This is a genomic window from Bacteroides sp. CACC 737 (assembly GCF_013874375.1).
Taxonomy (GTDB): domain Bacteria; phylum Bacteroidota; class Bacteroidia; order Bacteroidales; family Bacteroidaceae; genus Bacteroides; species Bacteroides uniformis.
In genome coordinates this window covers 2,836,027-2,862,631 of the sequence record NZ_CP059408.1, presented here as the reverse complement: position 1 = coordinate 2,862,631, position 26,605 = coordinate 2,836,027, and the positions used below count along the sequence as shown (strand labels likewise).

21 protein-coding genes are annotated in these 26,605 nt (G+C 45.2%); 12 read left to right on the top strand and 9 right to left on the bottom strand.

Translation table 11 applies throughout. The annotated features are described in order from the left end of the window. Positions 1-20 precede the first annotated feature (20 nt). The 8 genes from H1A11_RS12400 (at position 21) to folE (ending at position 7,869) form a co-directional block, all read left to right on the top strand. Positions 21-695: a 2-C-methyl-D-erythritol 4-phosphate cytidylyltransferase gene (locus H1A11_RS12400; protein WP_131225428.1), complete on the top strand. Its 675-nt coding sequence runs from the start codon at positions 21-23 to the stop codon at positions 693-695. Continuing rightward, positions 683-2,779 (top strand): ATP-dependent DNA helicase RecG, encoded by a 2,097-nt coding sequence (gene recG / locus H1A11_RS12395; protein WP_181757281.1) that lies wholly within the window; start codon positions 683-685, stop codon positions 2,777-2,779. Before H1A11_RS12400 ends, recG begins: the two co-directional genes overlap by 13 nt. Positions 2,780-3,047: 268 nt before the next feature. After that, positions 3,048-3,917 (top strand): M23 family metallopeptidase, encoded by an 870-nt coding sequence (locus tag H1A11_RS12390; RefSeq protein ID WP_117965248.1) that lies wholly within the window; start codon positions 3,048-3,050, stop codon positions 3,915-3,917. A 135-nt stretch (positions 3,918-4,052) separates the two neighbouring features. Beyond that, on the top strand, positions 4,053-4,595 hold the full coding sequence (locus H1A11_RS12385; RefSeq protein ID WP_005833349.1) for a DUF1599 domain-containing protein: 543 nt from the start codon (positions 4,053-4,055) through the stop codon (positions 4,593-4,595). Further along, positions 4,585-5,877, top strand: a complete 1,293-nt coding sequence (locus H1A11_RS12380) for a BT_3928 family protein (protein WP_117965205.1) — start codon at positions 4,585-4,587, stop codon at positions 5,875-5,877. Before H1A11_RS12385 ends, H1A11_RS12380 begins: the two co-directional genes overlap by 11 nt. A gap of 79 nt (positions 5,878-5,956) precedes the next feature. Next, positions 5,957-6,712, top strand: a complete 756-nt coding sequence (gene tpiA, locus H1A11_RS12375) for a triose-phosphate isomerase (protein WP_005829974.1) — start codon at positions 5,957-5,959, stop codon at positions 6,710-6,712. 102 nt (positions 6,713-6,814) lie between these two features. Further along, entirely contained in the window at positions 6,815-7,273 is a 459-nt protein-coding gene (locus H1A11_RS12370) for an SPOR domain-containing protein (protein ID WP_181757280.1), read from the top strand. An 8-nt stretch (positions 7,274-7,281) separates the two neighbouring features. Beyond that, positions 7,282-7,869 (top strand): GTP cyclohydrolase I FolE, encoded by a 588-nt coding sequence (folE, locus tag H1A11_RS12365; RefSeq protein ID WP_005829983.1) that lies wholly within the window; start codon positions 7,282-7,284, stop codon positions 7,867-7,869. Between the two features lie 22 nt (positions 7,870-7,891). On the opposite strand, the gene dnaG is transcribed toward folE, so the two are convergent. From dnaG to recJ, 9 genes are all read right to left on the bottom strand, one after another. After that, positions 7,892-9,994: a DNA primase gene (gene dnaG, locus H1A11_RS12360; protein WP_131225426.1), complete on the bottom strand. Its 2,103-nt coding sequence runs from the start codon at positions 9,992-9,994 to the stop codon at positions 7,892-7,894. A gap of 87 nt (positions 9,995-10,081) precedes the next feature. Beyond that, positions 10,082-10,855 carry a prephenate dehydrogenase/arogenate dehydrogenase family protein gene (locus H1A11_RS12355; RefSeq protein ID WP_117600823.1) on the bottom strand — a complete coding sequence of 258 codons (774 nt, stop codon included), beginning with the start codon at positions 10,853-10,855 and terminating at the stop codon, positions 10,082-10,084. Between the two features lie 101 nt (positions 10,856-10,956). Next, complete coding sequence (locus H1A11_RS12350; RefSeq protein ID WP_131225425.1) at positions 10,957-12,024, bottom strand: bifunctional 3-deoxy-7-phosphoheptulonate synthase/chorismate mutase type II; 1,068 nt, start codon at positions 12,022-12,024, stop codon at positions 10,957-10,959. A 190-nt stretch (positions 12,025-12,214) separates the two neighbouring features. Then, entirely contained in the window at positions 12,215-13,399 is a 1,185-nt protein-coding gene (locus tag H1A11_RS12345) for a pyridoxal phosphate-dependent aminotransferase (protein WP_117965209.1), read from the bottom strand. Continuing rightward, on the bottom strand, positions 13,374-14,222 hold the full coding sequence (locus H1A11_RS12340; protein ID WP_181757279.1) for a prephenate dehydratase: 849 nt from the start codon (positions 14,220-14,222) through the stop codon (positions 13,374-13,376). The genes H1A11_RS12345 and H1A11_RS12340 overlap by 26 nt, the downstream gene beginning before the upstream one ends. A 294-nt stretch (positions 14,223-14,516) precedes the next feature. Continuing rightward, the gene (locus tag H1A11_RS12335; RefSeq protein WP_181757278.1) at positions 14,517-15,266 is read right to left on the bottom strand and encodes an endonuclease/exonuclease/phosphatase family protein; all 750 of its coding nucleotides are present in this window, start codon (positions 15,264-15,266) and stop codon (positions 14,517-14,519) included. A 21-nt stretch (positions 15,267-15,287) separates the two neighbouring features. Then, positions 15,288-16,247 (bottom strand): lipopolysaccharide assembly protein LapB, encoded by a 960-nt coding sequence (locus tag H1A11_RS12330; RefSeq protein ID WP_181757277.1) that lies wholly within the window; start codon positions 16,245-16,247, stop codon positions 15,288-15,290. Between the two features lie 114 nt (positions 16,248-16,361). Beyond that, entirely contained in the window at positions 16,362-18,341 is a 1,980-nt protein-coding gene (locus tag H1A11_RS12325; protein WP_227201684.1) for an ATP-dependent DNA helicase RecQ, read from the bottom strand. Positions 18,342-18,528: 187 nt separating this feature from the next. Then, entirely contained in the window at positions 18,529-20,244 is a 1,716-nt protein-coding gene (gene recJ, locus H1A11_RS12320; protein WP_181757276.1) for a single-stranded-DNA-specific exonuclease RecJ, read from the bottom strand. A 191-nt stretch (positions 20,245-20,435) separates the two neighbouring features. Between recJ and yaaA the strand changes: the two genes are divergently transcribed. From yaaA to H1A11_RS12300, 4 genes are all read left to right on the top strand, one after another. Next, positions 20,436-21,209 carry a peroxide stress protein YaaA gene (gene yaaA, locus H1A11_RS12315; protein WP_131225422.1) on the top strand — a complete coding sequence of 258 codons (774 nt, stop codon included), beginning with the start codon at positions 20,436-20,438 and terminating at the stop codon, positions 21,207-21,209. Between the two features lie 147 nt (positions 21,210-21,356). Then, positions 21,357-22,352, top strand: a complete 996-nt coding sequence (locus H1A11_RS12310) for a phosphatidylinositol-specific phospholipase C (RefSeq protein WP_181757275.1) — start codon at positions 21,357-21,359, stop codon at positions 22,350-22,352. An 83-nt stretch (positions 22,353-22,435) separates the two neighbouring features. Then, positions 22,436-23,260 (top strand): ROK family protein, encoded by an 825-nt coding sequence (locus H1A11_RS12305; RefSeq protein WP_181757274.1) that lies wholly within the window; start codon positions 22,436-22,438, stop codon positions 23,258-23,260. Positions 23,261-23,435: 175 nt separating this feature from the next. Continuing rightward, a complete protein-coding gene (locus H1A11_RS12300) occupies positions 23,436-26,585 on the top strand; it encodes a TonB-dependent receptor (RefSeq protein WP_181757273.1) in 3,150 nt (1,049 codons plus the stop codon). Positions 26,586-26,605 lie beyond the last annotated feature (20 nt).

Below are 26,605 nucleotides of genomic sequence, written 5' to 3'. Positions count from 1 at the left end.
TCATAAATCATAAATCATAAATGGTTCAGTATGCTCTGATTGTTGCCGGTGGCAAGGGCTTGCGCATGGGGACCGAACTCCCCAAACAGTTTCTCCCGATAGGGGGGAAACCTGTTTTGATGCGCACTCTGGAGGCGTTTTATGACTACAATGCTGAGATACGGATAATATTGGTGCTTCCCCACAGCCAGCAGGATTACTGGAGGCTGCTGTGCAGGGAGTACCGTTTTTCATTGCCGCATGCCATTGCAGATGGAGGGGAGACGCGGTTCCACTCTGTAAAGAACGGTTTGGCTTTGGTCAAGACACCAGCTTTAGTCGGTGTGCACGATGGGGTGCGTCCGTTCGTGGCCCGGGAAGTGATTGCACGCTGTTATGACTTGGCGGCCGAAAAAAAGGCCGTAATTCCGGTAATCGGTGTGGTGGAGACCGTTCGCCGTATGGAAGGGAAAGGCAGTGTGACTGTCGGCAGGGATGATTATAGATTGGTGCAGACTCCCCAGGTTTTTGATGCGGAACTGCTGAAAGCGGCATACGAGCAGCCTTATGCACCCCATTTTACCGATGATGCTTCTGTGGTGGAGGCATTGGGCGTATCTGTCTTTTTGACGCCGGGAAATCGGGAAAACATTAAAATAACCACTCCTTTTGATTTAAAAATAGCCACAGCTCTGATAGGTTCATGTTCGATTTAGCCACGCGTGACATAAAATATTTGTCGGGCGTCGGGCCGCAGCGTGCTTCGGTGCTCAATAAGGAATTGGGCATTTATTCCTTGCACGATTTGCTATATTACTTTCCATATAAATATGTAGACCGTAGTCGGATTTATTATATTCAGGAGATCGATGGGACAATGCCCTATATTCAGCTGAAAGGTGAAATACTAAGTTTTGAGATGGCTGGAGAAGGGCGCCAGCGCAGGTTGATTGCTCATTTCTCGGACGGTACGGGGGTGGTGGACTTGGTTTGGTTCCAGGGCATCAAATATTTGGTTGGGAAGTATAAAGTGCATCAGGAATATATTGTGTTCGGAAAACCGACCTTCTTCAATGGTAGAATCAATATGGCTCATCCGGATATAGACTCTGCTTCGGATTTGAAATTGTCGTCCATGGGGTTACAACCTTATTATAATACGACTGAAAAGATGAAACGGAGTTCTCTCAATTCGCATGCCATCGAGAAGATGATGAATACGGTGGTGCAGCAGTTGCGTGAGCCGTTGCCCGAGACCCTTTCTCCCGCTATACTTGCCGAGCATCATCTGATGCCGTTGACGGAAGCTTTGGTCAATATACACTTTCCCGCTAATCCGGATTTATTGCGTAAGGCACAGTATCGGCTGAAGTTTGAGGAGCTCTTTTACGTACAGTTGAATATCCTGAGGTATGCAAAAGACCGTCAGCGGAAATATCGCGGTTATATTTTTGAAAGGGTGGGCGAAGTGTTCAATACCTTCTACTCCCGTAATCTTCCTTTTGAACTGACCAATGCACAGAAGCGGGTATTGAAGGAAATCCGTAAGGATGTAGGCTCAGGAAAGCAGATGAACCGCTTGCTGCAAGGGGATGTGGGAAGTGGAAAGACGCTTGTCGCACTGATGAGTATGTTGATGGCGCTCGATAATGGTTTTCAGGCATGCATGATGGCACCTACCGAGATTTTGGCAAACCAGCACTATGAAACCATCCGTGAGCTGCTGTATGGAATGGAGGTACGTGTGGAACTGTTGACCGGTTCTGTTAAGGGCAAGCGGCGCGAAGCTATCCTTGTCGGTTTGTTGACGGGAGACATACATATACTGATAGGTACCCATGCCGTCATTGAAGATACGGTGAATTTTGCTTCGCTCGGTTTGGTTGTGATTGATGAGCAGCATCGTTTCGGTGTGGCCCAACGGGCACGCTTGTGGACAAAGAATGTACAACCTCCCCATGTATTGGTGATGACGGCAACCCCGATTCCCCGCACATTGGCAATGACGCTTTATGGCGACCTGGATGTGTCTGTCATCGATGAATTGCCTCCCGGACGTAAACCGATTGTCACTCTTCATCAGTTTGATAGCCGTCGGATAAGCTTGTATCAGTCCATGCACAAGCAAATTGCCGAAGGCCGGCAGGTCTATATTGTCTACCCGCTGATTAAGGAAAGCGAAAAGATTGACTTGAAGAATCTTGAAGAAGGGTATCTGCATGTTTGTGAAGAGTTTCCCGAGTGTAGGGTTTGCAAGGTGCATGGAAAGATGAAACCTGCTGAAAAGGATGCTCAGATGCAATTGTTCGTATCCGGTGAGGCACAGATAATGGTGGCTACCACCGTGATTGAGGTAGGTGTAAATGTGCCCAATGCTTCGGTGATGGTGATTGAGAACGCCGAGCGTTTCGGGCTGTCCCAGCTTCATCAGCTTCGGGGACGTGTAGGACGTGGAGCTGACCAGTCCTATTGTATCCTGGTTACCGGCTACAAGTTGGCGGAGGATACAAGGAAGCGTTTGGAGATAATGGTGCGGACTAATGACGGCTTTGAAATAGCGGAAGCAGACTTGAAACTACGTGGTCCTGGAGATTTGGAAGGGACACAGCAGAGCGGCATTGCTTTCGATCTGAAGATTGCCGATATAGCCCGTGACGGACAACTGCTGCAATATGTCCGTGAAGTAGCGCAAACGGTGGTGGATACAGATCCACATGGCATGTTGCCTGAGAACGAGGTCTTGTGGCGACAACTGAAAGCGTTGAGAAAAACGAACGTTAATTGGGCTGCCATTAGCTAAAAAACGGTTAAACATGCACTTTTATTACATTTTATGTTGTAAAACATGTTTGCTTGTAAGTCTCCTATCTATAGGGGATTAAGACATCTTTGCGAGCTTTACATTTTCCTCCTCTTCGAAAAAATAGTTAATGACTGATGTCGTTTTTCAGAGAGAAATGTTACCTTTGGGAGAATTTTTGAAAATCAATCTGGATATTCGCGTAGAACAAGTGGTGTTTGATTTGCCGAGATGCTTGCAACGGATATCAAAATGAATGACGAAACGGATGAATTTTAATTGGATAAAAACTGCTTTATTGGCTGCGACGGCAATGGTTAGCTTGAATTCTTTCTCGCAGGACTTGATTGCCCGCCAAGCCCCCGTCGACAGAAAACTTAAGAGTGTAGATTCACTGGCTTTGCAAAAACAGATACGTGCGGAACAATCATTGTATCCGGGTTTAGATTTGTATCCCAACTGGAACAACGAATTCGTACAAGCCTATGGCAATGCGATTGTGCCTGAGAGCTATACATTTGATTTGACCGGTTTCTGTATGCCTACTCCCAATACCCGTATCACAGATGTATTCGGTTACCGTCCCCGGAGAAGAAGAGCTCATTATGGTTTGGATATCAAGGTGTATGTAGGCGATACAATCCGTGCGGCTTTTGATGGAAAAGTACGCGTTGTCAAGAATCAAGGTCGTCGTGGATACGGCAAATACGTCGTTATTCGTCACGACAATGGTTTGGAAACCGTTTACGGACACTTGTCTAAACAATTAGTTGATACAAACCAGTTGGTAAAAGCTGGCGAACCGATTGCATTGGGAGGAAATACCGGACGTTCTACCGGTTCACACCTTCACTTTGAAACGCGTTTCTTGGGTATTCCCATCAATCCTGCGCTTATGTTTGATTTTGAAAAGCAGGATATCGTAGCTGATTCCTATACTTTCCATAAGACAAAAGGCTCTTCCGGTACGGCGCGTAGCATGGCATCGGGTGAAGGTCTGTTCTATAAGGTGAAGAAGGGAGATACATTGGGCAGGATTGCCGCCCGTCAGGGAACCTCTGTAGACAAGCTCTGCAAGCTGAACAGAATTACGCGTAAAACAATCCTGAGACCGGGACAAGTATTACGCTGCTCATAAAAACGTAAACAATCTCTATAGAAGAGGGTACTTTAATAGATTTTAGAGTGCCCTCTTTTTCTTTTTCTTTAATTATTCCTATCTTTGCAGCGCACTGTGAAAATAGGCTGTATTCCAGCATAAACAAGCAAGGAAATGAAAGATACCAAGCAACAGTTTGAACATGTCATTGCGGTTTGCCGTGACTTGTTCTCCAAAAAACTTCATGATTACGGTCCGGCGTGGCGCATTCTTCGTCCGTCTTCTGTGACAGACCAGATATTCATCAAAGCTAACCGCATCAGAAGCATTGAAACGAAAGGAGTGACTTTGGTAGATGAAGGCATCCGTTCTGAATTCATAGCTATTGTCAACTACGGAATTGTAGGGCTGATACAGTTGGAGCTTGGATATGCCGAGGCTGCTGATATGACCAATGAAGAGGCATTGGTGCTGTATGATAAATATGCCAAAACCTCTTTGGAGTTGATGCTTGCCAAAAATCATGACTATGATGAGGCTTGGCGCAGTATGCGTATCAGTTCGTATACGGATTTGATATTGATGAAGATTTATCGGACAAAGCAGATTGAAAGCTTGTCCGGAGCGACTTTGGTTTCGGAAGGTATTGATGCCAATTATATGGATATGATTAACTATTCTGTATTTGGTTTAATTAAGATTGAATTTGGAGATTGACAAGAAACATATTATCAGGAAAGTTTGGGTGAACCTCTGCCGTTTTCTGTTGGGGGCTTTGTTCATATTTTCCGGATTTGTGAAAGCCGTTGATCCGTTGGGCTTCTTCTATAAAATTCAAGATTACTTGACGGCTTTCGGCATGATTTCCTGGTTTCCTTCTTATGCACCTTTGCTGGTAGGGATAGTGTTGTCTGCCATAGAGTTTAGTGTAGGTGTTTTCTTGTTTTTGGGTATACGCCGGAAGGTGGCATCTGCATTGGCGTTATTGCTGATGGCTGTAATGACTCCGCTAACACTTTATTTGGCTTTGGCGAATCCGGTATCTGACTGCGGATGTTTCGGTGATGCGTGGATATTGACCAATTGGCAGACTTTCGGCAAGAACGTAGTCTTGTTGGTGGCGGCAGTATCTGTATTCAAGTGGCAGGATTTACTGGTACGTTTCATTACTCCGAAGATGGAGTGGATGATTTCCATGTATACGTTTCTATTTGTGTTTGCGTTGTCCTTCTATTGCCTGGAGAATTTGCCGATACTTGATTTCCGACCTTACAGAATTGGAGCGAATATCAAGGAGGGCATGGAAATTCCGGAAGGTGCTAAACCAAGCGTGTTTGAAAGCCGGTTCATTTTGGAAAAAGGAGGAAAGCGTCAGGAATTTACATTGGACAACTATCCGGACAGTACATGGACGTTTGTAGAATCACATACGATACTGAAGGAAAAAGGTTATGAACCTCCCATTCATGATTTTTCCATGATGAGTCTGGATACATGGGAAGATATAACGGACAGCGTACTGTCGGATAAAGGATATACGTTTCTGCTGGTTGCCCATCGGATAGAAGGAGCGGACGACAGTAACATCGACCTTATCAATGAAATATACGATTACAGTGTGGAGCATGGTTATGGCTTTTATGCCTTGACTTCATCTCCGGAAGACGAGATAGAATTGTGGCGTGACAAGACTGGAGCGGAATATCCTTTCTGCCAGACAGATGATATTACGCTGAAGACCATTATCCGTTCAAATCCTGGTCTGTTGTTGGTAAAGGACGGAACAATTTTGAATAAGTGGAGTGACAACCGGCTGCCTGATGAATATGTGCTGACCGATAGCCTGGACAAGTTGGAATTGGGCAAGCAGAAACAGGAAAGTGACTTACAAACAATAGGCTATGTGTTGCTGTGGTTCATCCTTCCTCTGATGATGGTGCTTTGTGTCGATATTTTAGTCGTAAGGCGTCGGGAGAAACAACGCCTCAGACAACAATAGTATCAAATAGTAAATAGTAAATTGTCAAATAGTAAATTGTCAAATAGTAAATACATTAACCCTTTTAATAATAAAAAAAATGAGAAAAAACATTGTTGCAGGAAACTGGAAAATGAACAAAACCCTCCAAGAGGGTATTGCTCTTGCAAAAGAACTGAATGAAACATTGGCTAACGAAAAGCCTAACTGTGATGTAATCATCTGTACTCCGTTTATCCACCTGGCATCTGTTACTCCTTTGGTAGACGCTGCCAAGATTGGTGTAGGTGCAGAAAACTGTGCAGACAAGGAGTCAGGCGCATATACCGGCGAAGTATCAGCTGCTATGGTTGCTTCTACTGGTGCAAAATATGTCATTCTGGGTCACTCTGAACGTCGTGCTTACTATGGTGAAACAGTTGCTATTCTGGAAGAAAAAGTAAAATTGGCTTTGGCTAACGGTCTGACTCCGATTTTCTGTATCGGTGAGGTATTGGAAGAACGTGAAGCAAACAAGCAGAATGAAGTGGTAGCTGCTCAGCTGGCTTCTGTATTCTCTTTGTCTGCCGAAGATTTCTCTAAGATTATCTTGGCTTACGAGCCGGTTTGGGCTATCGGTACCGGTAAGACTGCTACTGCAGAACAAGCACAGGAAATCCACGCTTTCATCCGTTCATTGATTGCTGAAAAGTATGGTAAGGAAATCGCTGACAACTGCTCTATCCTTTATGGTGGTAGCTGCAAGCCCTCCAATGCAAAGGAATTGTTTGCCAACCCGGATGTTGACGGCGGTCTGATTGGCGGTGCTGCCTTGAAGGTTTCTGACTTCAAGGGTATCATCGATGCCTTTAATTAATGGATAATGGAGGATTGATAATTGATAATGGGGATGTGCCCGTTGTCAGTTATCAATTCCCTTTGTTTTTCATTATCAATTATCTACTATCAATTATCAATTATGAAAAAGCTTGGTTTACTTTTAGTTGCATGTTTCGTTTTTGTAACGATTTCTGTAGCGCAGAACAATATTGTGAAAAGCCTGGAACGTAATGTACCAGGACAAGGCAGGGTGACTATCCATCAAGATGCGCGCATTGCGGCATTGATAGGTTCGGAATATGTACCTGCCGGTTCGGATGAGCAGAAAGTAATTAAAAGTTCGGGTTACCGCATACAGGTTTATGCAGGGAATAATACCCGTCAGGCCAAGAACGAAGCTTATGCGGTAGCTACCCGCATCAAGGAACATTTCCCCGAACTTACAGTTTATACCTCTTTCAATCCTCCTCGCTGGTTGTGCCGTGCAGGAGATTTCCGCAGTATCGAAGAAGCGGATGCCATGATGCGTCAGTTGCGGGCTACCGGTGTATTCAAGGAAGTCTCTATTGTGAAAGAGCAGATAAATATCCCTTTATAAAGAATATCATGTTAGGAAAAGAAGAAATTGTATCTCCTTCATTGGATGAACTGAAGGAACATTATCACCGCATCCTTACTCTGCTGGGTGAAGATGCCGGACGTGAAGGTTTGCAGAAGACACCTGAACGGGTTGCGAAGGCCATGTTGTCGTTGACGAAAGGGTATCATATGGACCCGCACGAGGTACTTCGTTCAGCCAAGTTTCAAGAAGAATACAGTCAGATGGTGATTGTGAAAGACATTGATTTCTTCTCACTTTGCGAACATCACATGCTTCCCTTCTACGGAAAGGCACATGTGGCATATATTCCTAACGGCTATATTACCGGACTGAGCAAGATAGCCCGCGTAGTGGATATTTTCTCTCACCGCCTGCAAGTGCAGGAACGTATGACTCTCCAAATAAAAGAATGTATTCAGGAGACGCTGAATCCGCTGGGGGTTATGGTTGTTGTGGAGGCTAAACACATGTGCATGCAGATGCGCGGAGTAGAGAAACAGAACTCCATTACCACTACATCCGATTTTACCGGAGCATTCAACCAAGCGAAGACCCGCGAGGAATTTATGAATTTAATCAGGCATAATTCTTGATGGAAAACTCTCCGAATTGAATTTAAAAATTCAGGATGACTCTGTCTCCCAGTCGCTTTGCCATGATGCTTTTTACTTTGTTCAATTCGTTGTAGCGCTCCATGATACTGTTGCATTGAGTTTCATCGTTGGCTATGGTAGGGTTTTGCAATGCAAATAGAGTATGCTTCAATTCTTCGCAGACGATGGCATATTTGAAGTTAATCATTAACCGTGGTATTAGCTCATAAAGGCGTTCTTCGTCCGTCACCATTTGTTCTATCTGTGATTTCCTTAACTGATAGCGGTTGCTGATAAGCTCCACGCTCAGCTTGCTGATGACGGGGTCGGGATGCGCCACAAAATACCGTTCGGCAGTAAAGCCCTCATTGTGGATACGTTCGGCAGCCTCTGTCAGGATTTGCCGGTGAAGCGGATTATGGAAGGCAAGCTCGTCTTCTTTTAAATCATTGACTATATATTCAGTTACAGTGATAGGAGTTTCCTGCCCCTCTTCATTGGTGACATTGCACATCACCCGCTCGCCATAGAGCACTACCATCTTCAGAATAAGCCGTTCGTATTTATAGAACTCCTGGCCTTCCTTGCCTTCCTGCGGGATGAAGGATACATATTCTTCCTGGGGTAGAAAAGGTGGAGGTGTTTCGGAAGGGAGACTGGCAGGCAGTGATTCGGGCGTGTAGCCGATAACTTGCTGTGCGTCGGGGGGGGCAACTGTGGCTGTTTGACTGCCATTGATGCCTGCTTCTGCATTGGCTCTTGAGGCATTGGCCGACCGACGCTCACGTTCTGCTCGCTCAGCTTGTTGCTCGGCTTGCTTTTCGCGACGTTTGGCAACCTCAGAAACCAGCAGTTTGTCTTCTACGTGCAGTAATTGGGCGCACTCCTTGATATAGACATCGCGCACAATGGCTTCGGGAATGATGGAAATGCTCTGCACAAGGTTTCCTATAAGCTCGGCGCGCTTGATGGGGTCTTTTCCTGCATCTTCAAGCAACAGATTGGTTTTAAAGCGGATAAAGTCCGTTTCATTCTCTTGTATGAAATTCTGGAATTCCGTCGCATTGTGTTTGCGAGCAAAGGAGTCCGGGTCGTCCCCGTCGGGCAGGAGGCAAACTTTGACGTTCATGCCTTCTTCTAGCAACATGTCAATACCTCGGATAGAGGCCTTTATACCGGCAGCATCACCGTCGTAAAGTACTGTCATATTGTTGGTGAAGCGATGAATCATCCGGATTTGTCCGGGTGTCAATGCTGTACCCGAAGAAGCAACCACATTCTCTATGCCCGATTGGTGCATGGAAATGACGTCTGTATAACCTTCGACCAGAAAGCAACGATCTTGTTTCATAATGGCTTGTTTGGCAAAGTATATGCCGTACAGCTCGTTGCTTTTATGATAAATTTCCGATTCAGGCGAGTTGACGTACTTTACCTTGACGCCTTTGGTGGCACCGGCAAGCACACGTCCTCCGAAAGCTACCACCTTGCCGGAGAGAGTGTGTACCGGAAAGATGACCCGCCCCCAGAAGCGGTCACGCAGTCGGTGGTCGTCTGTTTCGTAGCAGAGGCCGGTCTTGACGAGATAGTCTTTTTTGTATCCTTTCTTTAGGGCTTCTTGAGCGAGTGCATCGTGGCTCTCGGTACAGTAACCTAACTGGAACTTCTCGATGATGTCATCGCGGAAGCCGCGGCTGCGGAAATAGGCCATGCCGATACTCCGTCCGTCTATGTGGTTCTTTAGGATGTTCTGGAAGTAGTCGCGGGCAAAGTTGTTTACGATGAAGAGGCTTTCCCGTTCGCTCTGTGCTATCTTCTCCTCACTGGATAGTTCGCGTTCTTTGATTTCAATGCCGTATTTCTTAGCAAGATATTTCAGTGCCTCAGGATAAGACATCTGTTCGTGTTCCATGATGAAATGCACTACATTTCCTCCTTTTCCGCAGGCAAAGCACTTGCAGAGCCCTTTGGCGGGGGATACATAGAAGGAAGGGGTTTTGTCATCGTGGAAGGGACACAGTCCTACATAATTCACACCGCGTTTGCGCAGGGTAACGAAGTCCGATACGACATCGTATATTTGTGCGGCATCAAGAATTCTGTCTATAGTGGGTTGGTCTATCATGAAAGCGGTTCTATTAACAGTGCAAAGATAAAAAAAATCCCTCGTTGAGGACGAGGGAACCTGATGTTTTCACAATGGACATTTTATCTATTTAATCTTTTCTCTGATTTTGGTCAGATACTTCTTCATGCCTTCCGCATCCTTGTTGTTGATGATTTCCAGCAGATTCTTCAGTTCCAGACGGATGTTCTCCACTTGTGAGGGAGTGCGCGGGTTGAAGAGAATTTCTTGGAGCAGGTAATCGTCTTCACTCAGCAATCCTTTGGCGATAGCCATGTGCTTTTTGAATGTAGTGCCCGGAGCTTCCTGGTGTTTCATGACTGCCGAAAATACGAAGGTAGAAACAAAAGGGATGGACAGCGAATAGGCTACAGTCTCATCATGTTCGTCGAATGTATATTCAAAGATATTTAGCTTCATTGTCTGGTAAAGGTCTTTAAAGAAAATTTTTCCCAAGTGGTCACCTTCGCTGATGATGATGGCATTCTCTGTATTCAGATTACTAAGACTGGCAAAAGTCGGGCCGAACATGGGGTGTGTCGATACATATCGGAAACCGCTTTCTTCGTAAAATTTCTTCAATCCGGTCTTTACCGAAGCAATGTCACTGATGATGCAGTCCTTAGGCAGTACTGGCAGCACTTGGCGGAAGGCGTCCAGTGTGTATTTCACCGTAGCTGCATTGATGACTAGTTCTGGTTCGAATTCCTTGATTTCTTCCAATGTAGTGAAACGGTAGGTGTTGTAGACAAAACGCAGTTGGTGCGGGTTAACGTCGAACACAGCCGTCTCGTGCTGGAAACTCAATATATCTGTAAAGAAAGAGCCCATTTTTCCGGCTCCAAGTATTAATATTCTCATGATGTTTAATGTGCTAATGTGTTAATGTGCTGATGTGCTAATTGCCATGCGGCATTACTGCGCAGCCAATTAGCACATTGGCACATTAGTACATTAAATAATTACTTATTTATAATTTCCATTTGTTGCCTCACACTCTCTTCGTGTATCGCCTCAAATACCTTTTTGATGAACTCGGCATCCATACCGCACAATGCACCTTGCGAGCCGCGTTTCTCAAGGATTTCGTTGTAGCGTCCGGTTTGTAGGATGGTCATATCATGTTCCTTTTTGTAAGTGCCGATTTCTCGTGCCACACGCATTCGCTTGGCCAGCTCTTGAATGAGATTGTTATCACATTCGTCAATCTGCTTACGTAATTCACTGAGGTTTTCAGTGCTTTGCGTTTCCTTGCGGATGACGAGCAGGTTGAGGATGTAATCTAGCACATCCGGAGTTACTTGTTGTGCTGCATCGCTCCAGGCACAATCCGGGTTGCAGTGACTCTCGATAATCAGTCCGTTGAAGCCCAAATCCATAGCTTGCTGGCAGAGTGGAGCTACCAGTTCGCGCTTTCCACCTATATGGCTGGGGTCGCAGATGATGGGCAGGTTCGGGATGCGTCGGCGCAACTCAATGGGGATATGCCATTGGGGCAAGTTACGGTAGAGCTTCTTGTCATAGCTGCTGAATCCGCGGTGGATGGCACCTAGGCGTTTCAGGCCTGCATTGTTGATGCGTTCCAAAGCTCCAATCCAGAGCTCCAAGTCGGGATTTACCGGATTCTTTACCAGTACCGGGATATCGACGCCTTTCAGTGCATCAGCAATTTCTTGTACGGCGAAAGGGTTGGCGGTGGTACGTGCACCTACCCAAAGAAGGTCAACTCCAGCCTTTAGGCATTCGTATACATGTTTGGCGGTGGCTACTTCGGTGGAAACGTACATGCCGGTTTCCTTCTTTACCTCTTTCAGCCAGGCAAGGCCGTCTACACCGATGCCTTCGAAACCGCCCGGTTTGGTACGCGGTTTCCAGATGCCGGCACGGAATAGTTTGATGCCTTTGTCTGCCAGTTGTTTGGCAGTGCTCATTACTTGTTCTTCTGTCTCTGCGCTACAAGGGCCGGCAATGATGAGGGGGCGTTTGTCCTCAATGCCGGGAAGGGTGATGGGTTCTAATTCGAGTTCCATATTCTTTGTTTATTAGTTTTTTAAAGTTTGTTGTATGAATGTCTCTTTTTCACTGTCCGTTTTCCTATATGGGAATCGTCGTTTCCCTATATGGGAACTATCGTTACCCTATATGGAAAATGCATTTACCTGCCTTTGAAAATACAGGTAAACATAAGGGTATGATTCTTAATATACTATATCCTATGTGCTAATTCATTATCTCCTTGATGCGGCTCAATGCTTCTGCCAGCTTTTGGTCCTTGCAGCAGAGGGAGATGCGGATGTATCTCTTGCCGTTGCTGCCGAAGATAAATCCCGGGGTGATGAATACACGCGCCTTGTGCAGCACGCGTTCCGTCAGCTCCTCCACATCTGCACAGGTGTCGGGTATTTTGCCCCAGAGGAACATGCCTACCTGGTTTTCATCGTACGTGCATCCCAGGGTGTGCATGATTTCGCCTGCCAGCCTGCGGCGGTTGCGGTAGTTGGCGTTGTTGCCGTCATACCAGTCGTGTTCGGCTTCCAGTGCAGTGGCGGCGGCGAGTTGCATGGCGCGGAACATGCCGCTGTCGATGTTGCTCTTCACTTTTAGTATCCATTGCACGAAGTCGGCATTAGAGGCAAGCATGCCGATACGCCAGCCCGGCATGTTGTGGCTCTTGCTCATGGAGTTGAACTCTATGCAACACTCCTTGGCGCCGGGGATGCTGAGGATACTGATGGGGTGTTCGTTCAGGATGAAGCTGTAAGGGTTGTCGTTCACGATGACGATGTCCTTGCGGCGGGCAAAGTCTACCAACTTCCGGTATAGTTCGGGGGTGGCATTGGCTCCGGTGGGCATGTTGGGATAGTTGGTCCACATCAGCTTCACGCGGCTCATGTCCATTTGTTCCAGCTCGTCGAAGTCGGGCATCCAGCCGTTTTCTTCTTTTAGGTTGTAGTTCACCACTTCGGCACCGAGAATCTTGCTCAATGAGGTGTAGGTGGGATACCCCGGATTGGGCACCAGCACTTGTTCGCCGGGGTTGACAAAGGCAAGCGTCACGTGCAGGATGCCTTCTTTGGAACCGATAAGCGGTTGTATCTCTGTGTTGGGATTCAATGCTACGCCGTACCACTTCTCGTACCACCGGGCAAAGGCTTGGCGCAGTTCGGGGATGCCCACGTAGGGCATGTAGCCGTGTCCATCCGGGTTGCAGGCGGCTTCGCAGAGCGTTTGGATGGTCTTTTCAGAGGGTGGCATGTCAGGGCTTCCGATGCCCAGACTGATGACATCCTTGCCTTCGGCGTTCATTTGCGCCACTTCTTTCAGTTTCTTCGAGAAGTAGTATTCGCTTACGCTTGCCAGACGTTCGGCTGGCTTTATCTTAGATGTTTGATTTTCCATCTTCATATTCTCCTAATATTTTTAGTTCTTTGGTCAGCGGTGTGATTGCTGCGATAGATTGTTTGTATCTCAGTACATTGTCGAACACGACATCTACGTAAAACTGATACTCCCATTCCCGTCCGATGATGGGGAGGGACTGTATTTTGGTCAGATTGATTCTGTAGAAGGACAAGATGGACAATACTTGAGAAAGGCTTCCTTCGGTGTGGGGCAGTGTGAACACCATGCTGGCCTTGTTGACATCCTTGCTGCGGTGCCGGTTCAGTTCATCCACCTGCCAAGGGTCGGCTACCACAAGGAAGCGGGTGAAGTTGTGCTTGTTTGTTTCGATGCCTTCCTGCAGAATCTTCATGCCATAACGCTCTGCGGCTGCTTTGGAGCAGATGGCAGCATGGCCTTTCAGGTTTTCTTTTTGGATGATTTCGGCACTGCGGGCGGTATCTTCGCCTTCCACCACTTTTATACTGGGGTGCTGTCCGAGGAATTCACGGCATTGCATCAGGGCGATAGGGTGGGAGTTGACTTCGGTAATATCAGCCCAGTCTTCATCGGGCAGGCAGACAAAACTATGGGAAATGCGCAGCTTGTATTCGCCAACAATCTGTGCACCACTTTGGCGTAATAGCTCATTGTTATGTAGCAAACTACCTGCAATGGTGTTTTCTATTGCCAGCATTCCTATGGTCTGACTGTCTTTTTTGATGGCACTGAACACGTCTTCAAAGTTGGCGCAACAGATTAACTCTATTTCTTCTCCTTCGAAGTACTTGTGTGCGGCGATGTCGTGATACGAGCCTAATGTTCCTTGAATGGCTACCTTTCTCATTATTCTTTATTTTCTTGGTTATGCTATAAAAAAAATCCCGCTTCCATACGATGGAGCGGGATTCTGTATATTTACTTGTTTCTCTATTCAGTCCTTAAGCATCACTGTCACTTGATACATACAAACTCCCGCTCTACTTTTTGGCTAAAGTAAAAGTAAAAAAAGAAGTAATATGCATAAGTAAATGACTTCATACTTGTATTCTCTGTTTTTGAATTACGCGACAAAAGTAATGCTTTTCTTTTATATACAAACAAAAAACAATGTTTTTTTTAGGGATAGTAGCAATTTAACTTATTTCCCTTTAATTTGTACAATGACTTGAACCGGACGATGGTCGGATGAAATGGTGTCTTCTATGACTTTCCGGTATTGTACGTCAAACCGATACCCATTCTTGGAATAGCCGTAGATGTAGTCTATACATCGGTTGGGACGGTCTGCCGGGAAAGTATAAGAGGTTGTGTCATTGAGGGTGGCAAAATGTTTTGCCAATTCCAGCTGGGGAGCGCTTGCTGGTGCAGAGTTCATGTCGCCTGCCATAAAGATGGGCTTATCGACGTTTTGCAAGGCTTTTTCTATCAATGGTACGGCAAGGAGCTGGTCTTCTGGAGTGAGGGACTGGTGTGTGGCACAAAATACATAATCTTTAAATTCTGCAATAATGAGGGTACGTTTTTCTTCCCGTCCGGGCATTGGAATGATTTTGTATTTTATGGGTATCTCTCTGGAGAGGATTCCGATGCCGTAGCTTCCACCCTGAAAAGGAATGGCTGCTGCATAAGTCCCGTGCATTCCGGTCAGTTTTTCTAATTCTCCGAGAGCATGGATTCCTTTGTTGCGCACCGTTACACTGTCAAGTTCCTGCAGGGCGACTATGTCCGGAGAAGTTTGACTGATAACATTGGCAATGCGTCGGCAATTGTACTCCTTGTCCATACCGATGCAATTATGTACGTTATAGGACAATATGTTCACTTGCTGTGCATGGGCAGGTGCGAACATCAGTACAAAAAGTACTGATAGAAATAAATTTCGTTTCATTGGCGGCAATAATTGAATTTGTTATAATCCTAGGATATTACCGGTACTTCCCCCCGGTTGATTACCATATTGTCCGTTAAAGTTCTGTATCTCTTTAGGATTAAGTTCCAGTCCTTTCTTCATGTCCTCCGCAGAGCCTTCCTTGTCTCCGTTCAGCAACTTGGCACGTCCGCGCTCATGATAGGCCTCTGCGAAATTAGGGTTCAGTTCTGTGGCTTCCGTAAAGAGCTCGATGGCTTCTGCCAGCTTGTTTTGGGTGATGTAAAGCTGTCCTAAGTAGAGGAAGGCTTGTTCGTTAAAGGGATTCAACTCCGTCACTTTCTGATAACTGCTTTCTGCTTTTTCTTTGTCTCCCGTAGCTTCTTCTATCTTTCCACGGAGCAAGATGGCACTTTCGTCTTCCGGGTCTTGTGCCAGAATGGTGTCTATGTCTTCCATCGCTTCCTTGTATTGCTGCATTTGGACCAGTGCTTCGGCACGGAGCAGACGGGCTTCGGTAAAATCATCTTTCAGTACGATGGCTTTCGTAAGATGAGCGATGCACATGATGCCGTCTCCTTGTCCATTGTTTGCTTTGCCTAGCAGGTAGTGTGCCATGGCGTTGCCCTCTTCTATTTCGATAGCTTTCTTTGCCGCTCCTGCCATGGCAGGATAGTCTTCCTGCATGTAGCATACGTTGGCAAGACTGAGGTAGGTGGAGGTATGTTCCGGCTCTATTTCGGTCATGCGTTCCAGTAGTTTGTGTGCCTCGTCCAGTTCGTTGGTCTGGGTGTAGACTTGGGCAAGGTAGCCCATGGTTTCAAAGTCTTCCTGAATGGCAAGGGCTTCAATGAAGCATTTGATGGCGTAGTCTGTACGGCCCATGCGTTGTGCACGCATACCGTCATACTTGAATATCTCAAAATTCTTCTGCTCGTTTTTTTGTTTCTCATTTGTCGGACTGTCTGACTTGCCGGAGAAAAAAAATTTAAAGAATCCCATAGGTGATTAAAAATTAAAGAATTAAAAAATAAAAAGGAAAAGGAGGAGCATGGCTGATAAGAGATGTTCCTCGTCAGCGGCAGGACATTCTTTTCCAACGGCAAAAGTAATGAATTATTTTTTGATTTGAAGCATTCCGTTGACGGCAATTACCTTGCCTTCGTCCAACAATTCATGTAACACATCGATGAGCATGTTTTTATCGTCCGGTATCTGTTCTGCCAAAGTGGCTGGAGTTTGTTGTTTATCAGATAGGGCTTGAAGAATCTTTTCAGAAAATTCCTTTTCCGAAAGGTGGCCGGAAGGTTTCTTGTTCTTCAAATTGATGCAAGTGTCGCACTGCCCGCAGTTATGCTCGTTCTTCTCTCCGAAGTAGTGTAGCAGCATCCGGCTACGGCACACGGTATCGCTGCTCACGTAATCCAGCATGGCACTTATGCGTTTCTCATATCGCTCTTTGCGTTCCTCGTACACGGTGGGAGGGATTTGCAGGTGGCGCATTTCAACCCTCTCTCGCGTGTATATTATATATGGTGTCTTTTTGCGGGGGATGTAACTGACGATATGTAGCTTGGCTAGGTGGATGAGCTGTTCATACACTTGCCGGCGTGTGAGTCCGGTGCATATGGCCAGTGAATCTTCATTGATGAAAGCATGGTCTGTGAAGACCCCGGTATAGGAGCGGAGAATGGTTTGGATGAGTTTGTCCATATCTTCGCCGAGTTCCCTTAGTTTATAAAGTTCGTCTCGTCGGATAGTGAACAGTAGACGGGATGCATTGTCTTGTTCGTCTGTATATTCCAAGTATCCCGCTTGTGTCAGAATCTTCAAAGCACTGTCCACGGGAACGGGGAAGTACTTGAACTTTCGGCAAAAGTCTTCTATATTGAACTCGCGTACACAGCCTTGTCCATCTCCCATTGCCATCTGGTAATAGTATTGAAGATGCTCATATACTTCCTTTATATACTCTTTTTCAGGAAAGGTGTCGGGAATGCGTTTGTGCAGTGTTGCCTTATCCGACTTGGCGTAAAGGATGACCGCGTAGGCTTTTTGTCCGTCCCTTCCGGCACGTCCTGCTTCCTGGAAGTAGGCTTCTATGGAATCGGGCAGATCCATGTGGATGACAATCCGTACATCCGGTTTGTCGATACCCATACCGAATGCATTGGTGGCGACCATGACACGGCTTTCTCCTGTTTGCCAGCGTTGTTGGCGGATGTCTTTGGTGGCGTTATCCAGTCCGGCATGGTAGAAATCTGCGGTGATGTCTTCGTTGTGCAGCAGTTCGGTAATTTCCTTGGTGCGGCGGCGGTTGCGCACATAGATGATGGCGCTTCCGGGCATACGGCGCAGGATGTGCAACAGCTCTCCCGTCTTGTTTTCCGTCTTGCGGACGATATAGGCAAGGTTTTTGCGTTCGAAACTCATGCGGAACACATTTTCCTCACGGAAATGCAAACTGGCCTGGATATCTTTCACTACTTCCGGAGTGGCGGTGGCTGTCAATGCCAGGATGGGGATGCCGGGCAGCAGTTTGCGTATTTCGGCTATCTTCAGATAGGCAGGACGGAAATCGTAACCCCATTGTGATATGCAGTGGCTTTCGTCTACTGTAATCATACTGATTTTCATCTTCTGCAGTTTGGTGCGGAAGATTTCGGTATCGAGCCTTTCGGGGGAGATATAGAGAAACTTGAAATTGCCGAAGATGCAGTTCTCTAATGTGACGATGATTTCCTGCCTGCTCATGCCTGAGTAGATGGCAAGCGCTTTGATTCCTCGTTTTTTCAGGTTTTGTACCTGGTCTTTCATGAGGGCAATCAACGGAGTGATGACCAGGCAAAGTCCTTCTTTGGCAAGAGCCGGAACTTGGAAAGTGATGGATTTTCCTCCTCCCGTGGGCATTAGTCCCAAAGTGTCCCGTCCCTCAGTAATGCTATTGATGATGTCTTCCTGGATTCCCCGGAAGGCGTCATAGCCCCAGTATTGTTTCAGAAGCTTCCCCCCCAATCTACCTTCTCCAGCTCCTCCGCTATCAGGGGAGAGCAATCCCGTAGGGAGGGGAGTTTTGGAGTTACTATTGCTGTTCATGGTCTTATTAAACTTCTTGCCATTCCTATCGTAGGTGTTTCAAAATACTCTTAATGCTTTCTTTAGAAGCGGATTACGAGGAATAATGCGGATTCAGTAAAATAAATCCGTGGAATCCGCGTAATCCGCGCCTGAAATTATAACATAAAGAAAATGCTTATATACTTTTGATACATCCTCATGACTTTTAATTCGGCTTTATGTCTTCAATCTGCAACTGCACTTCACCCCTCTTATGAGTATTCTCTTCAATAGAATAGCAGATGTCGAAGGAACGTTTGGTCTTGATGAAGCGTACGTGGGAACTTTGCCCGAAAGCGATGCCGTTCATCACATTGTTCGATTTATTATCCACTAATTCCAGCTTGATATGTTCTTGGTCGCGACCTACGACTTTGCTGGTACCATAATCATAGACATTGTGCGTGCAGAAAATAGGTTTGGCATTGTCCGGTCCGAATGGATTGAACTTCTTCAGGTCGCTGAAGAATTTCGGAGTGATGTCTCTGAAATCAATCTCGGCATTGATGTCGATGACGGCGCATGTCTGTTCCGGCAGGATATTTTGTGATACGAACTCTTCGAAACGTTCGATAAAAGCTGGTACATTTTCCACCTTCATGGAAAGGCCGGCGGCATAGGTATGCCCTCCGAAGTTTTCCAAAAGGTCGCGGCAGTATTCAATGGCTTTGTAGACGTCGAATCCGGAGACGGAACGGGCAGAGCCGGTTGCCATGTCATCCGTGCGCGTCAGCACTACTGCCGGGCGGTAATAGATTTCAGTCAGCCGGGAGGCAACGATTCCGATGACACCTTTATGCCAGTCTTCATTGTACAATACTATAGAACGGCGATCGGCAAGTCCGTCCAAATCGGCCACAATCTTATTGGCTTCTTCGGTCATGGTCTTGTCCAAGTCCTTGCGGGTCTCATTGTATTGATTGATTTGTCCGGCTTTCTCCAGGGCAAGAGAAAAATCTTTTTCAGTAAGCAGGTCAACGGCTTCTTTTCCGTTCTGAATACGTCCGGAGGCATTGATACGAGGACCTATTTTGAATACAATGTCACTGACAGTGATATCCTTGTCCGTTAGTCCGCAGACATCAATGATGGCTTTCAGACCTACACTGGGATTGCTGTTCAATTGCTTTAGGCCATGGTAGGCAAGGATACGGTTTTCACCCATGATGGGTACAATATCTGATGCGATGCTGACGGCGCAAAGGTCCAATAGGGGAATCAGGTGATGGAACTCGATACCATTGTTGATGGCAAATGCCTGCATAAACTTAAAGCCTACACCGCATCCGGACAGATGCTCATAAGGATAGGTGTTGTCTTCCCGTTTGGCATTCAGAATAGCTACAGCAGGGGGGAGTACATCATCGGGGACATGATGGTCGCAGATGATGAAATCAATGCCTTTCTCCTTGGCGTATGTGATTTCTTCGACGGCTTTGATACCGCAGTCTAATACAATAATTAAGCCTACACCACTTTCTGCGGCATAGTCTACTCCTTGGATTGAAACTCCATACCCCTCATTGTAACGGTCGGGGATATAGTAATCAATGTTCGAATAGAACTGTTGAATAAACTTATAGACCAATGCCACAGCCGTGGTACCGTCTACGTCATAATCTCCATAAACAAGAATGCGCTCTTTCTTTCCCATTGCCTTGTTCAGGCGCTCTACGGCTATATCCATATCCTTCATCAGGAATGGGTCGTATAAGTCCGGTAATTGGGGGCGGAAAAACTTTCGGGCATCCGCTGCCGTTGTTATTCCCCGCTCCACCAGCAATTTTCCCAATATTGAGCTAATTCCCAATTCTTGGGCCAGTTGTTGGCTTGCTTCTGCCTGTTCGGGTGTAATGGGTTGATAATTCCATTTGTGAGTCATTTTATATATTATTTTTTCTTTTTCTATCTCGAGATGTTGGGGAGTGGGGGCTAATACGTGCACTTTTCTCTAACAAGGTGTAAAGGTATGAAAAACTCTTGAAACGGAGGTGGATTCTGTGGAAAATCTTTATAACTATATGCATTCTCCACTAAAAATCTTTATTTTTGTATCTATAAAAAAATATTGCTATGCTTGTTTTTATTTCTTGTGCAAAGACCATGGCAGCGCACTGCTCTGTTGTCGTGCCCGAAGTCACAGTCCCGAAATTCGAGGTGGAGGCTGTGCGGAATGCGTTGGAAATGTCTCAGTATTCGGTATCCGAATTGGAAAGGCTTCTTCGGGTGAATACCAAAATTGCTGCCGAGAACCGTTTGCGTTTTCATGATTTCTGTTCGGAAGAGAATTGTCCGATGCCGGCCATCTGCGCCTATACCGGAGCTGTTTTTAAACGTATTCTTCCGAAGGATTTTTCAGCGGAGGATTTTCGTTATGCGCAAGAACATCTGCGTATCACTTCTTTTCTTTATGGGTTGCTTCGCCCGCTGGACGGTATCAAACCCTATCGCTTGGAAGGAGATGTCCGTTTGCCCGAAAAAGGTGGAATATCCATGTTTGATTATTGGAAGCCTTTGTTGACGGATTACTTCATAGAGGAAATTAAAAACTGTGGCGGTGTTCTCATTAATTTGGCAAGTGCTGAAATGAAAGATTTGTTCGACTGGAAGCGGGTGGAGCAAGAGGTGCGTGTTATTACGCCCGAGTTTCAAGTTTGGAAGGCCGGACACCCTAAGACTGTCGTTATCTATGCCAAGATGTGTCGCGGAGAGATGACGCGTTTTATTGTCAAGAACCGTCTGGAGTGTCCTGAGGAGTTGAAATCCTTTTCTTGGGAGGGCTTCGTCTGGGATGAGATACGCAGTACGGAGAATGTATGGCATTTTTTGTTAGGTACATCTATGTAATGAAAAGGTACATTACGTTTGGCTCGGATGTTACTATATGTTGCTTTTGATGTTTGCGCAAAATGAAGAACTAAATACGCAATTTAGGATGAGGGAAAAGAATGAACCCTCTACATTTGCATGCAGTAAACTTAAAAGCAATATACTATGAAGAGAAACGGATTTAGAACAGTTGTTGTATTAGCTTTGACCATATTTCTATTGAATGCTCCGGTTTGTGCTACAGCTCCCAGATTGCAGGATACTTGTGCGGAGGCGGGGGATGAGGCTGCATTGCGGCCTGAGTGGATGAGGATTCTCCATGATACACTTCCTATATGTAAGATTTCTATTCCCGGTTCACACGATAGTGGTAGTATCAAAGGAGGGCATATGTTGAAAACGCAAGCAACAGATATTCCTGCCCAATTGCAACAAGGCATCCGCGCTTTTGATATCCGTTTGGAAAAGAAGGATGATAAACTGGGGGTATTTCACAGCCATGCCTTTCAGGATATATATTGGGAAGATGATGTTTTACCTGCTTTTATACACTTTTTGCAAACATATCCTTCTGAGACTTTGATTGTTTCTTTGAAAAAGGAAGAGGGAGAATCGCGGGATTATGCTTCTCTGCTGTCTGCTTCTTTAAACAACCCTAAGTATCAAAGTTATTTCGTGATGGACTTTCGCCCTGAACTGACGCTGAAAGATTGCCGTGGAAAGATTCTTTTCCTGCATAGGGATTATGCTATGGATAATTATCCTGGAGCAGCATGTGTAGGTTGGGAGGATGACAGCACTTGCCTGCTCACTCTTCGCAATAAAGATGGTAAGGAAGGGATAGCTCTGCTCGAAGATGAGTATCAATATGAATCGGGTGAGGAGGCCGGGAAGAAGGTCGGGGTTTGTATTCATAATATTGAAGGGATATCTGTTGAGCCGGTTTCTTCACGTCGGTGGGGGATTACTTTTGTAAGTGCGACGGGGCTGCCCTTGGGAACCCCTAAAGTCTTTGCTGATAAGGTGAACAAGTCTATTGCTGACTATTTAAAACAAAAGAATAGCCGGAATTGTGGTATTGTTTTTATCGATTTTGTCTGTGAACCTGGAGGAAAAGATTTGGTGGAATATTTGATTGATAGTAATGTTTGCGCAAAATGAAGATTTATATGCGCAATTGGGAATACTGAAAAAAAAGCATTTTTTTAATTTTGCACATGTTGAACACCTTAATGTTATATACTATGAAACTGTCAATAGATTTAGGAGGAACCAATATTCGAATAGCCCAAGTGGAAAAAGAGAACTGCTTGAATAAAGTGTCGGTTCCATGTTTAGCTCAGCAAGATGCTTCTACTGTGTTAAACCAGCTTTCCCTGCTTATTCGGAATATGATGAATGAGCAGGTAGATGGTATCGGTATCGGTGTCCCTTCAATTGTTGATCCGGAGAAAGGAATTGTATATAATGTAGCAAATATATCTTCTTGGAAAGAAATACACTTGAAGGAGATTTTGGAGAACGAATTCAAGGTGGCAGTTGCCATTAATAATGATTCCAACTGTTTCACTTTAGGGGAGAGCCTATACGGCGAAGGAAAATCTTACACCAATATGGTAGGCGTTACTATTGGGACCGGAATTGGAGCTGGTGTTGTCATTGACCGCCATTTGTATGGTGGGCAATATATGGGAGCCGGTGAGATAGGCTCATTTCCTTATTTGGACTCTGATTTTGAACACTATTGCAGTAGTTTCTTGTTTAAACGTTATGGAACTACCGGTGCGGTAGTAGCTGAAAAAGCCCAGCAAGGAGAACAAACTGCATTGGAGATTTGGAAAGAGTTTGGGAGGCATTTGGGCAATCTTATAAAGGCAATTCTTTTTGCCTATGCTCCCCAAGCTATTGTTTTAGGAGGCGGTATCGTATCGGCTTTTCCTTTCTTTAAAGATGCTATGGAACAAACAATGCAAAGTTTCCCCTACAAAATCATATCGGATAATGTGAGGGTAGTGGCTTCGCATCAAAAGGATTCCAGTTTATTGGGCGCTGCCGCTCTTCTTGAGTAATAATCCCTATACGGTTTGACTGAAAAAATAATAAACGTTTTATTGTTATATTGTTTTACAGATAAATAAGGGCTGTTAGAGAAATACTCCTTTTGTAATAACTATGTAATTCTGCTTTCTGACCTTTGTGGCAGAATTATAATTTTCTATATTATAAACTTTAAATTTTAAATGCATGAAACAAGTAAATCTTAGAATCTATCGAACGATTCTGACCCTATTGTTGGGGCTGTTCTTGTCGGCAGGTGCTTATGCACAGCAGATTTCTGTGAAAGGAACAGTAAAAGATCAGACTGGCGAACCTGTGATTGGTGCCAATGTATTAGTGAAAGGAACGACCAATGGAGTGATTACGGACATTGACGGAAAATTCCTTCTGTCGGCTGCGAAGGATGGTGTGCTAGTAATTAGTTTTGTGGGCTATACCTCTCAAGAAGTACCGGTGACTGGGAAAGAACTGACTGTGATTTTAAAAGAGGATACTGAACTCTTGGATGAAGTTGTGGTTCTGGGTTACGGGGCTAGTGCTCGTAAACAAGACTTATCCGCTTCGGTGGGAGTAGTAAGTAATACTGAGGAATTGGCTGCGCGTCCGGTAACTTCTACAGAGAGTATGTTGCAAGGTCAGCTACCGGGTGTTACCATTCAGGCAGATGGTGGTGATCCCACTTCCTCTCCTTCCATTGTAATCCGTGGTCAAGGCTCACAAGATGGTGATAATGTGCTTTGGGTTGTAGACGGCGTGCCGGGGGCTCCTATCGCTTCTATGAATGATATTGAGAGCATTGTAGTGTTAAAGGATGCTGCTTCGGCTGCCATTTATGGTGCACAATCGGGTGCAGGTGGTGTCGTGTTGGTTACCACTAAAAAGGCTAAAGAAGGTGCACCGTCACTGACTTATGATGGTACTTTTGGCATTCGTCAGGCCACCAATCTGATAGAACCACTGAATGCTGAACAGCAATTGGAAATGCGCAAAATGTCTTATGCAAATGCAGGGCTTACATTGCCTGATGGTTGGGATATAAACAAGAATCCTTGGATAGGTACTACCCGCACTGATTGGATGGACGAGATTTTCCGCACGGCTTTTTATCAGCGTCACAATGTAGCTTTAAATGTGGGTACCGAGAATTTTACACATCGTTTGTCTTTAGCTTATGATAATGATGAAGGTGTGCTGATTAATACTTTCAAAAAGAATTTGTCATTACGTTACAACAGTAAATTGAAACTGAACAAATGGGTGAGTATCAGTGAAGACTTTACTTGGCAAAACACTTCATCACGTACCAAAAGTACGGATAATGACGCTTTTACGGGGCCTATTATCTCGGCAATTTACATGCCTGCCAGTGCTACTGTCTACAATCCGCTAGATGGGAGTTATGGCGGAACCACAACTGAGGATCCTGAATATATCAAAAAGTATGGAAGTAACTTTGCTGATGCTCACGGTGATGCGGTGAATCCGGTTCGTTTGCTTGAAGCTGAAAACGTTTATGACAAGACGAGTGATGTGTGGAGTACTACCAGCTTGAACATTGATAATGTGATTCCGGGTCTGAAGTTTGTCAGCCGTTTTACTTATAATCTGCGTACAAATCACTTTAAGAAATTTAATCCTATTCGTGATGAAGTAGGTAAGCCGGTTCTCAGCAATAATTTGCAAGAAACGACTTATCGTGCTGATGCTTGGAAGACAGAGAATACGTTGACCTATGATAATACTTTCGGTGACCATACAATAGGTGTGCTTTTAGCTACTACCGCTGATCATAGTGAAACGCGTGGGCTGGAGGTAACTGGCACTGACCTTGCAGATGAATCTGCTTATCTACAATACTTGGCTTATGCCAAATCTTTGAAGGGTACTGACTATTTGACCGGTCCCGATGCCAATGTATCCTTGATTGGTCGTTTGGCTTATTCATATGCTGACCGTTATTTCCTCACGGCTTCTTTCCGTCGTGATTATGCCGGTCGTCTGCCCAAGGAGAATAATTATGGTGATTTTCCTGCTTTTACTTTGGGATGGAAGATTTCGAATGAATCGTTCTTCAAGAAAAGTGACTTAATCAGTTTACTGAAGGTGCGTGCCTCTTGGGGACGTATCGGTAACATCAGTTCTGTACCTATAGCTTATAAATCACCGGTACTTGATAAGACTAGTTGGAATGAACAAGCTCAGTATGGTGTTGCTTCGAATACGGTGTGGGGCAATATTGTTTTTATTCCGACGGATGCCTTGAATGTTGATTTGACTTGGGAAACTTCAGAACAGACAGACTTGGGACTTGATGTGGAGATGTTTAATAACCGTCTGTCATTGTCAATGGATTATTTTGATAAGCGGACATTCAATCTTATCCAGACACGTACTACGGGATGGCCACAGACTATCGGTGTGAAACGTCAGCTTATAAACTTGGGTGAGGTACGTAATCGTGGTTTTGAAGTTTCTGTCAATTGGAGTGATAAAATCAATAAAAACCTTTCATATTTTGTATCGGGCAATTTCTCTTATTTGAAGAACTGGGTTTCGGACATAGGTGTGAAAAATGCTGACGGTACTTCGGGGGTGTGGACAAGTGACAAGACTTTCCGTAATTTACCTTACATGATTCAATCTGCAGAAGGAAAACCGTTGAACTCTTTCTATCTGATTAAAACTGACGGTATTTTCCAAAGCGATGAAGAGGCAGCCAATTATAAGAATAAGGATGGGAAACCGATACAACCGGGAGCTCAAGCTGGTGATTTGAAATTCGTGGATTATAATGGTGATGGAGAAATTAGTGATGAGGACCGTCAGTATATGGGTAATGCCATGCCTAAAACAACTTTCGCCTTCACTTTGGGCGTTACATGGAAGAAACTTTCTATCAGTGCCATGTTCCAAGGTGTAGGCGGTGCACAAGCGCTTTATGTAGGTAAATCCATGTTGTTGAGCGATGTGGAAGGTAGTTTCAATCGTTCTGCTGAAATATTGAATGCTTGGAGTCCTACAAATAAAGGATCGGATATTCCCCGTCTTTCTAAGCTGGATGATAATAAAAACTTCACCCGTCCATCTGACTATTTCTTGGAAAACTCATCCTATTTGCGGTTCAAAAACTTGACCGTATCTTATGATTTGAGCGATGTATTCCGCAAATGGTCTCATTTGAACGAACGTAATAGCCGTCTTTCTGTTTACTTTAGCGGTGAGAATCTGGTTACGTTTACTGGATATTCAGGCATGGATCCTGAATGCGGTGGATGGGATGCTTTGAAATACCCGGTATCGCGTGTATTGTCGGTAGGTGTGAAACTGACTTATTAATAACGTAAAGATAGAAATGA

Bases quoted from the DNA above. Each gene is read 5' to 3' on its own strand.
- H1A11_RS12400 (WP_131225428.1), top strand. From the start codon at position 21: ATGGTTCAGTATGCTCTGATTGTTGCCGGTGGCAAGGGCTTGCGCATG.
- recG (WP_181757281.1), top strand. From the start codon at position 683: ATGTTCGATTTAGCCACGCGTGACATAAAATATTTGTCGGGCGTCGGG.
- H1A11_RS12390 (WP_117965248.1), top strand. From the start codon at position 3,048: ATGAATTTTAATTGGATAAAAACTGCTTTATTGGCTGCGACGGCAATG.
- H1A11_RS12385 (WP_005833349.1), top strand. From the start codon at position 4,053: ATGAAAGATACCAAGCAACAGTTTGAACATGTCATTGCGGTTTGCCGT.
- tpiA (WP_005829974.1), top strand. From the start codon at position 5,957: ATGAGAAAAAACATTGTTGCAGGAAACTGGAAAATGAACAAAACCCTC.
- H1A11_RS12370 (WP_181757280.1), top strand. From the start codon at position 6,815: ATGAAAAAGCTTGGTTTACTTTTAGTTGCATGTTTCGTTTTTGTAACG.
- folE (WP_005829983.1), top strand. From the start codon at position 7,282: ATGTTAGGAAAAGAAGAAATTGTATCTCCTTCATTGGATGAACTGAAG.
- dnaG (WP_131225426.1), bottom strand. From the start codon at position 9,994: ATGATAGACCAACCCACTATAGACAGAATTCTTGATGCCGCACAAATA.
- H1A11_RS12355 (WP_117600823.1), bottom strand. From the start codon at position 10,855: ATGAGAATATTAATACTTGGAGCCGGAAAAATGGGCTCTTTCTTTACA.
- H1A11_RS12350 (WP_131225425.1), bottom strand. From the start codon at position 12,024: ATGGAACTCGAATTAGAACCCATCACCCTTCCCGGCATTGAGGACAAA.
- H1A11_RS12345 (WP_117965209.1), bottom strand. From the start codon at position 13,399: ATGAAGATGGAAAATCAAACATCTAAGATAAAGCCAGCCGAACGTCTG.
- H1A11_RS12340 (WP_181757279.1), bottom strand. From the start codon at position 14,222: ATGAGAAAGGTAGCCATTCAAGGAACATTAGGCTCGTATCACGACATC.
- H1A11_RS12335 (WP_181757278.1), bottom strand. From the start codon at position 15,266: ATGAAACGAAATTTATTTCTATCAGTACTTTTTGTACTGATGTTCGCA.
- H1A11_RS12330 (WP_181757277.1), bottom strand. From the start codon at position 16,247: ATGGGATTCTTTAAATTTTTTTTCTCCGGCAAGTCAGACAGTCCGACA.
- H1A11_RS12325 (WP_227201684.1), bottom strand. From the start codon at position 18,341: ATGAACAGCAATAGTAACTCCAAAACTCCCCTCCCTACGGGATTGCTC.
- recJ (WP_181757276.1), bottom strand. From the start codon at position 20,244: ATGACTCACAAATGGAATTATCAACCCATTACACCCGAACAGGCAGAA.
- yaaA (WP_131225422.1), top strand. From the start codon at position 20,436: ATGCTTGTTTTTATTTCTTGTGCAAAGACCATGGCAGCGCACTGCTCT.
- H1A11_RS12310 (WP_181757275.1), top strand. From the start codon at position 21,357: ATGAAGAGAAACGGATTTAGAACAGTTGTTGTATTAGCTTTGACCATA.
- H1A11_RS12305 (WP_181757274.1), top strand. From the start codon at position 22,436: ATGAAACTGTCAATAGATTTAGGAGGAACCAATATTCGAATAGCCCAA.
- H1A11_RS12300 (WP_181757273.1), top strand. From the start codon at position 23,436: ATGAAACAAGTAAATCTTAGAATCTATCGAACGATTCTGACCCTATTG.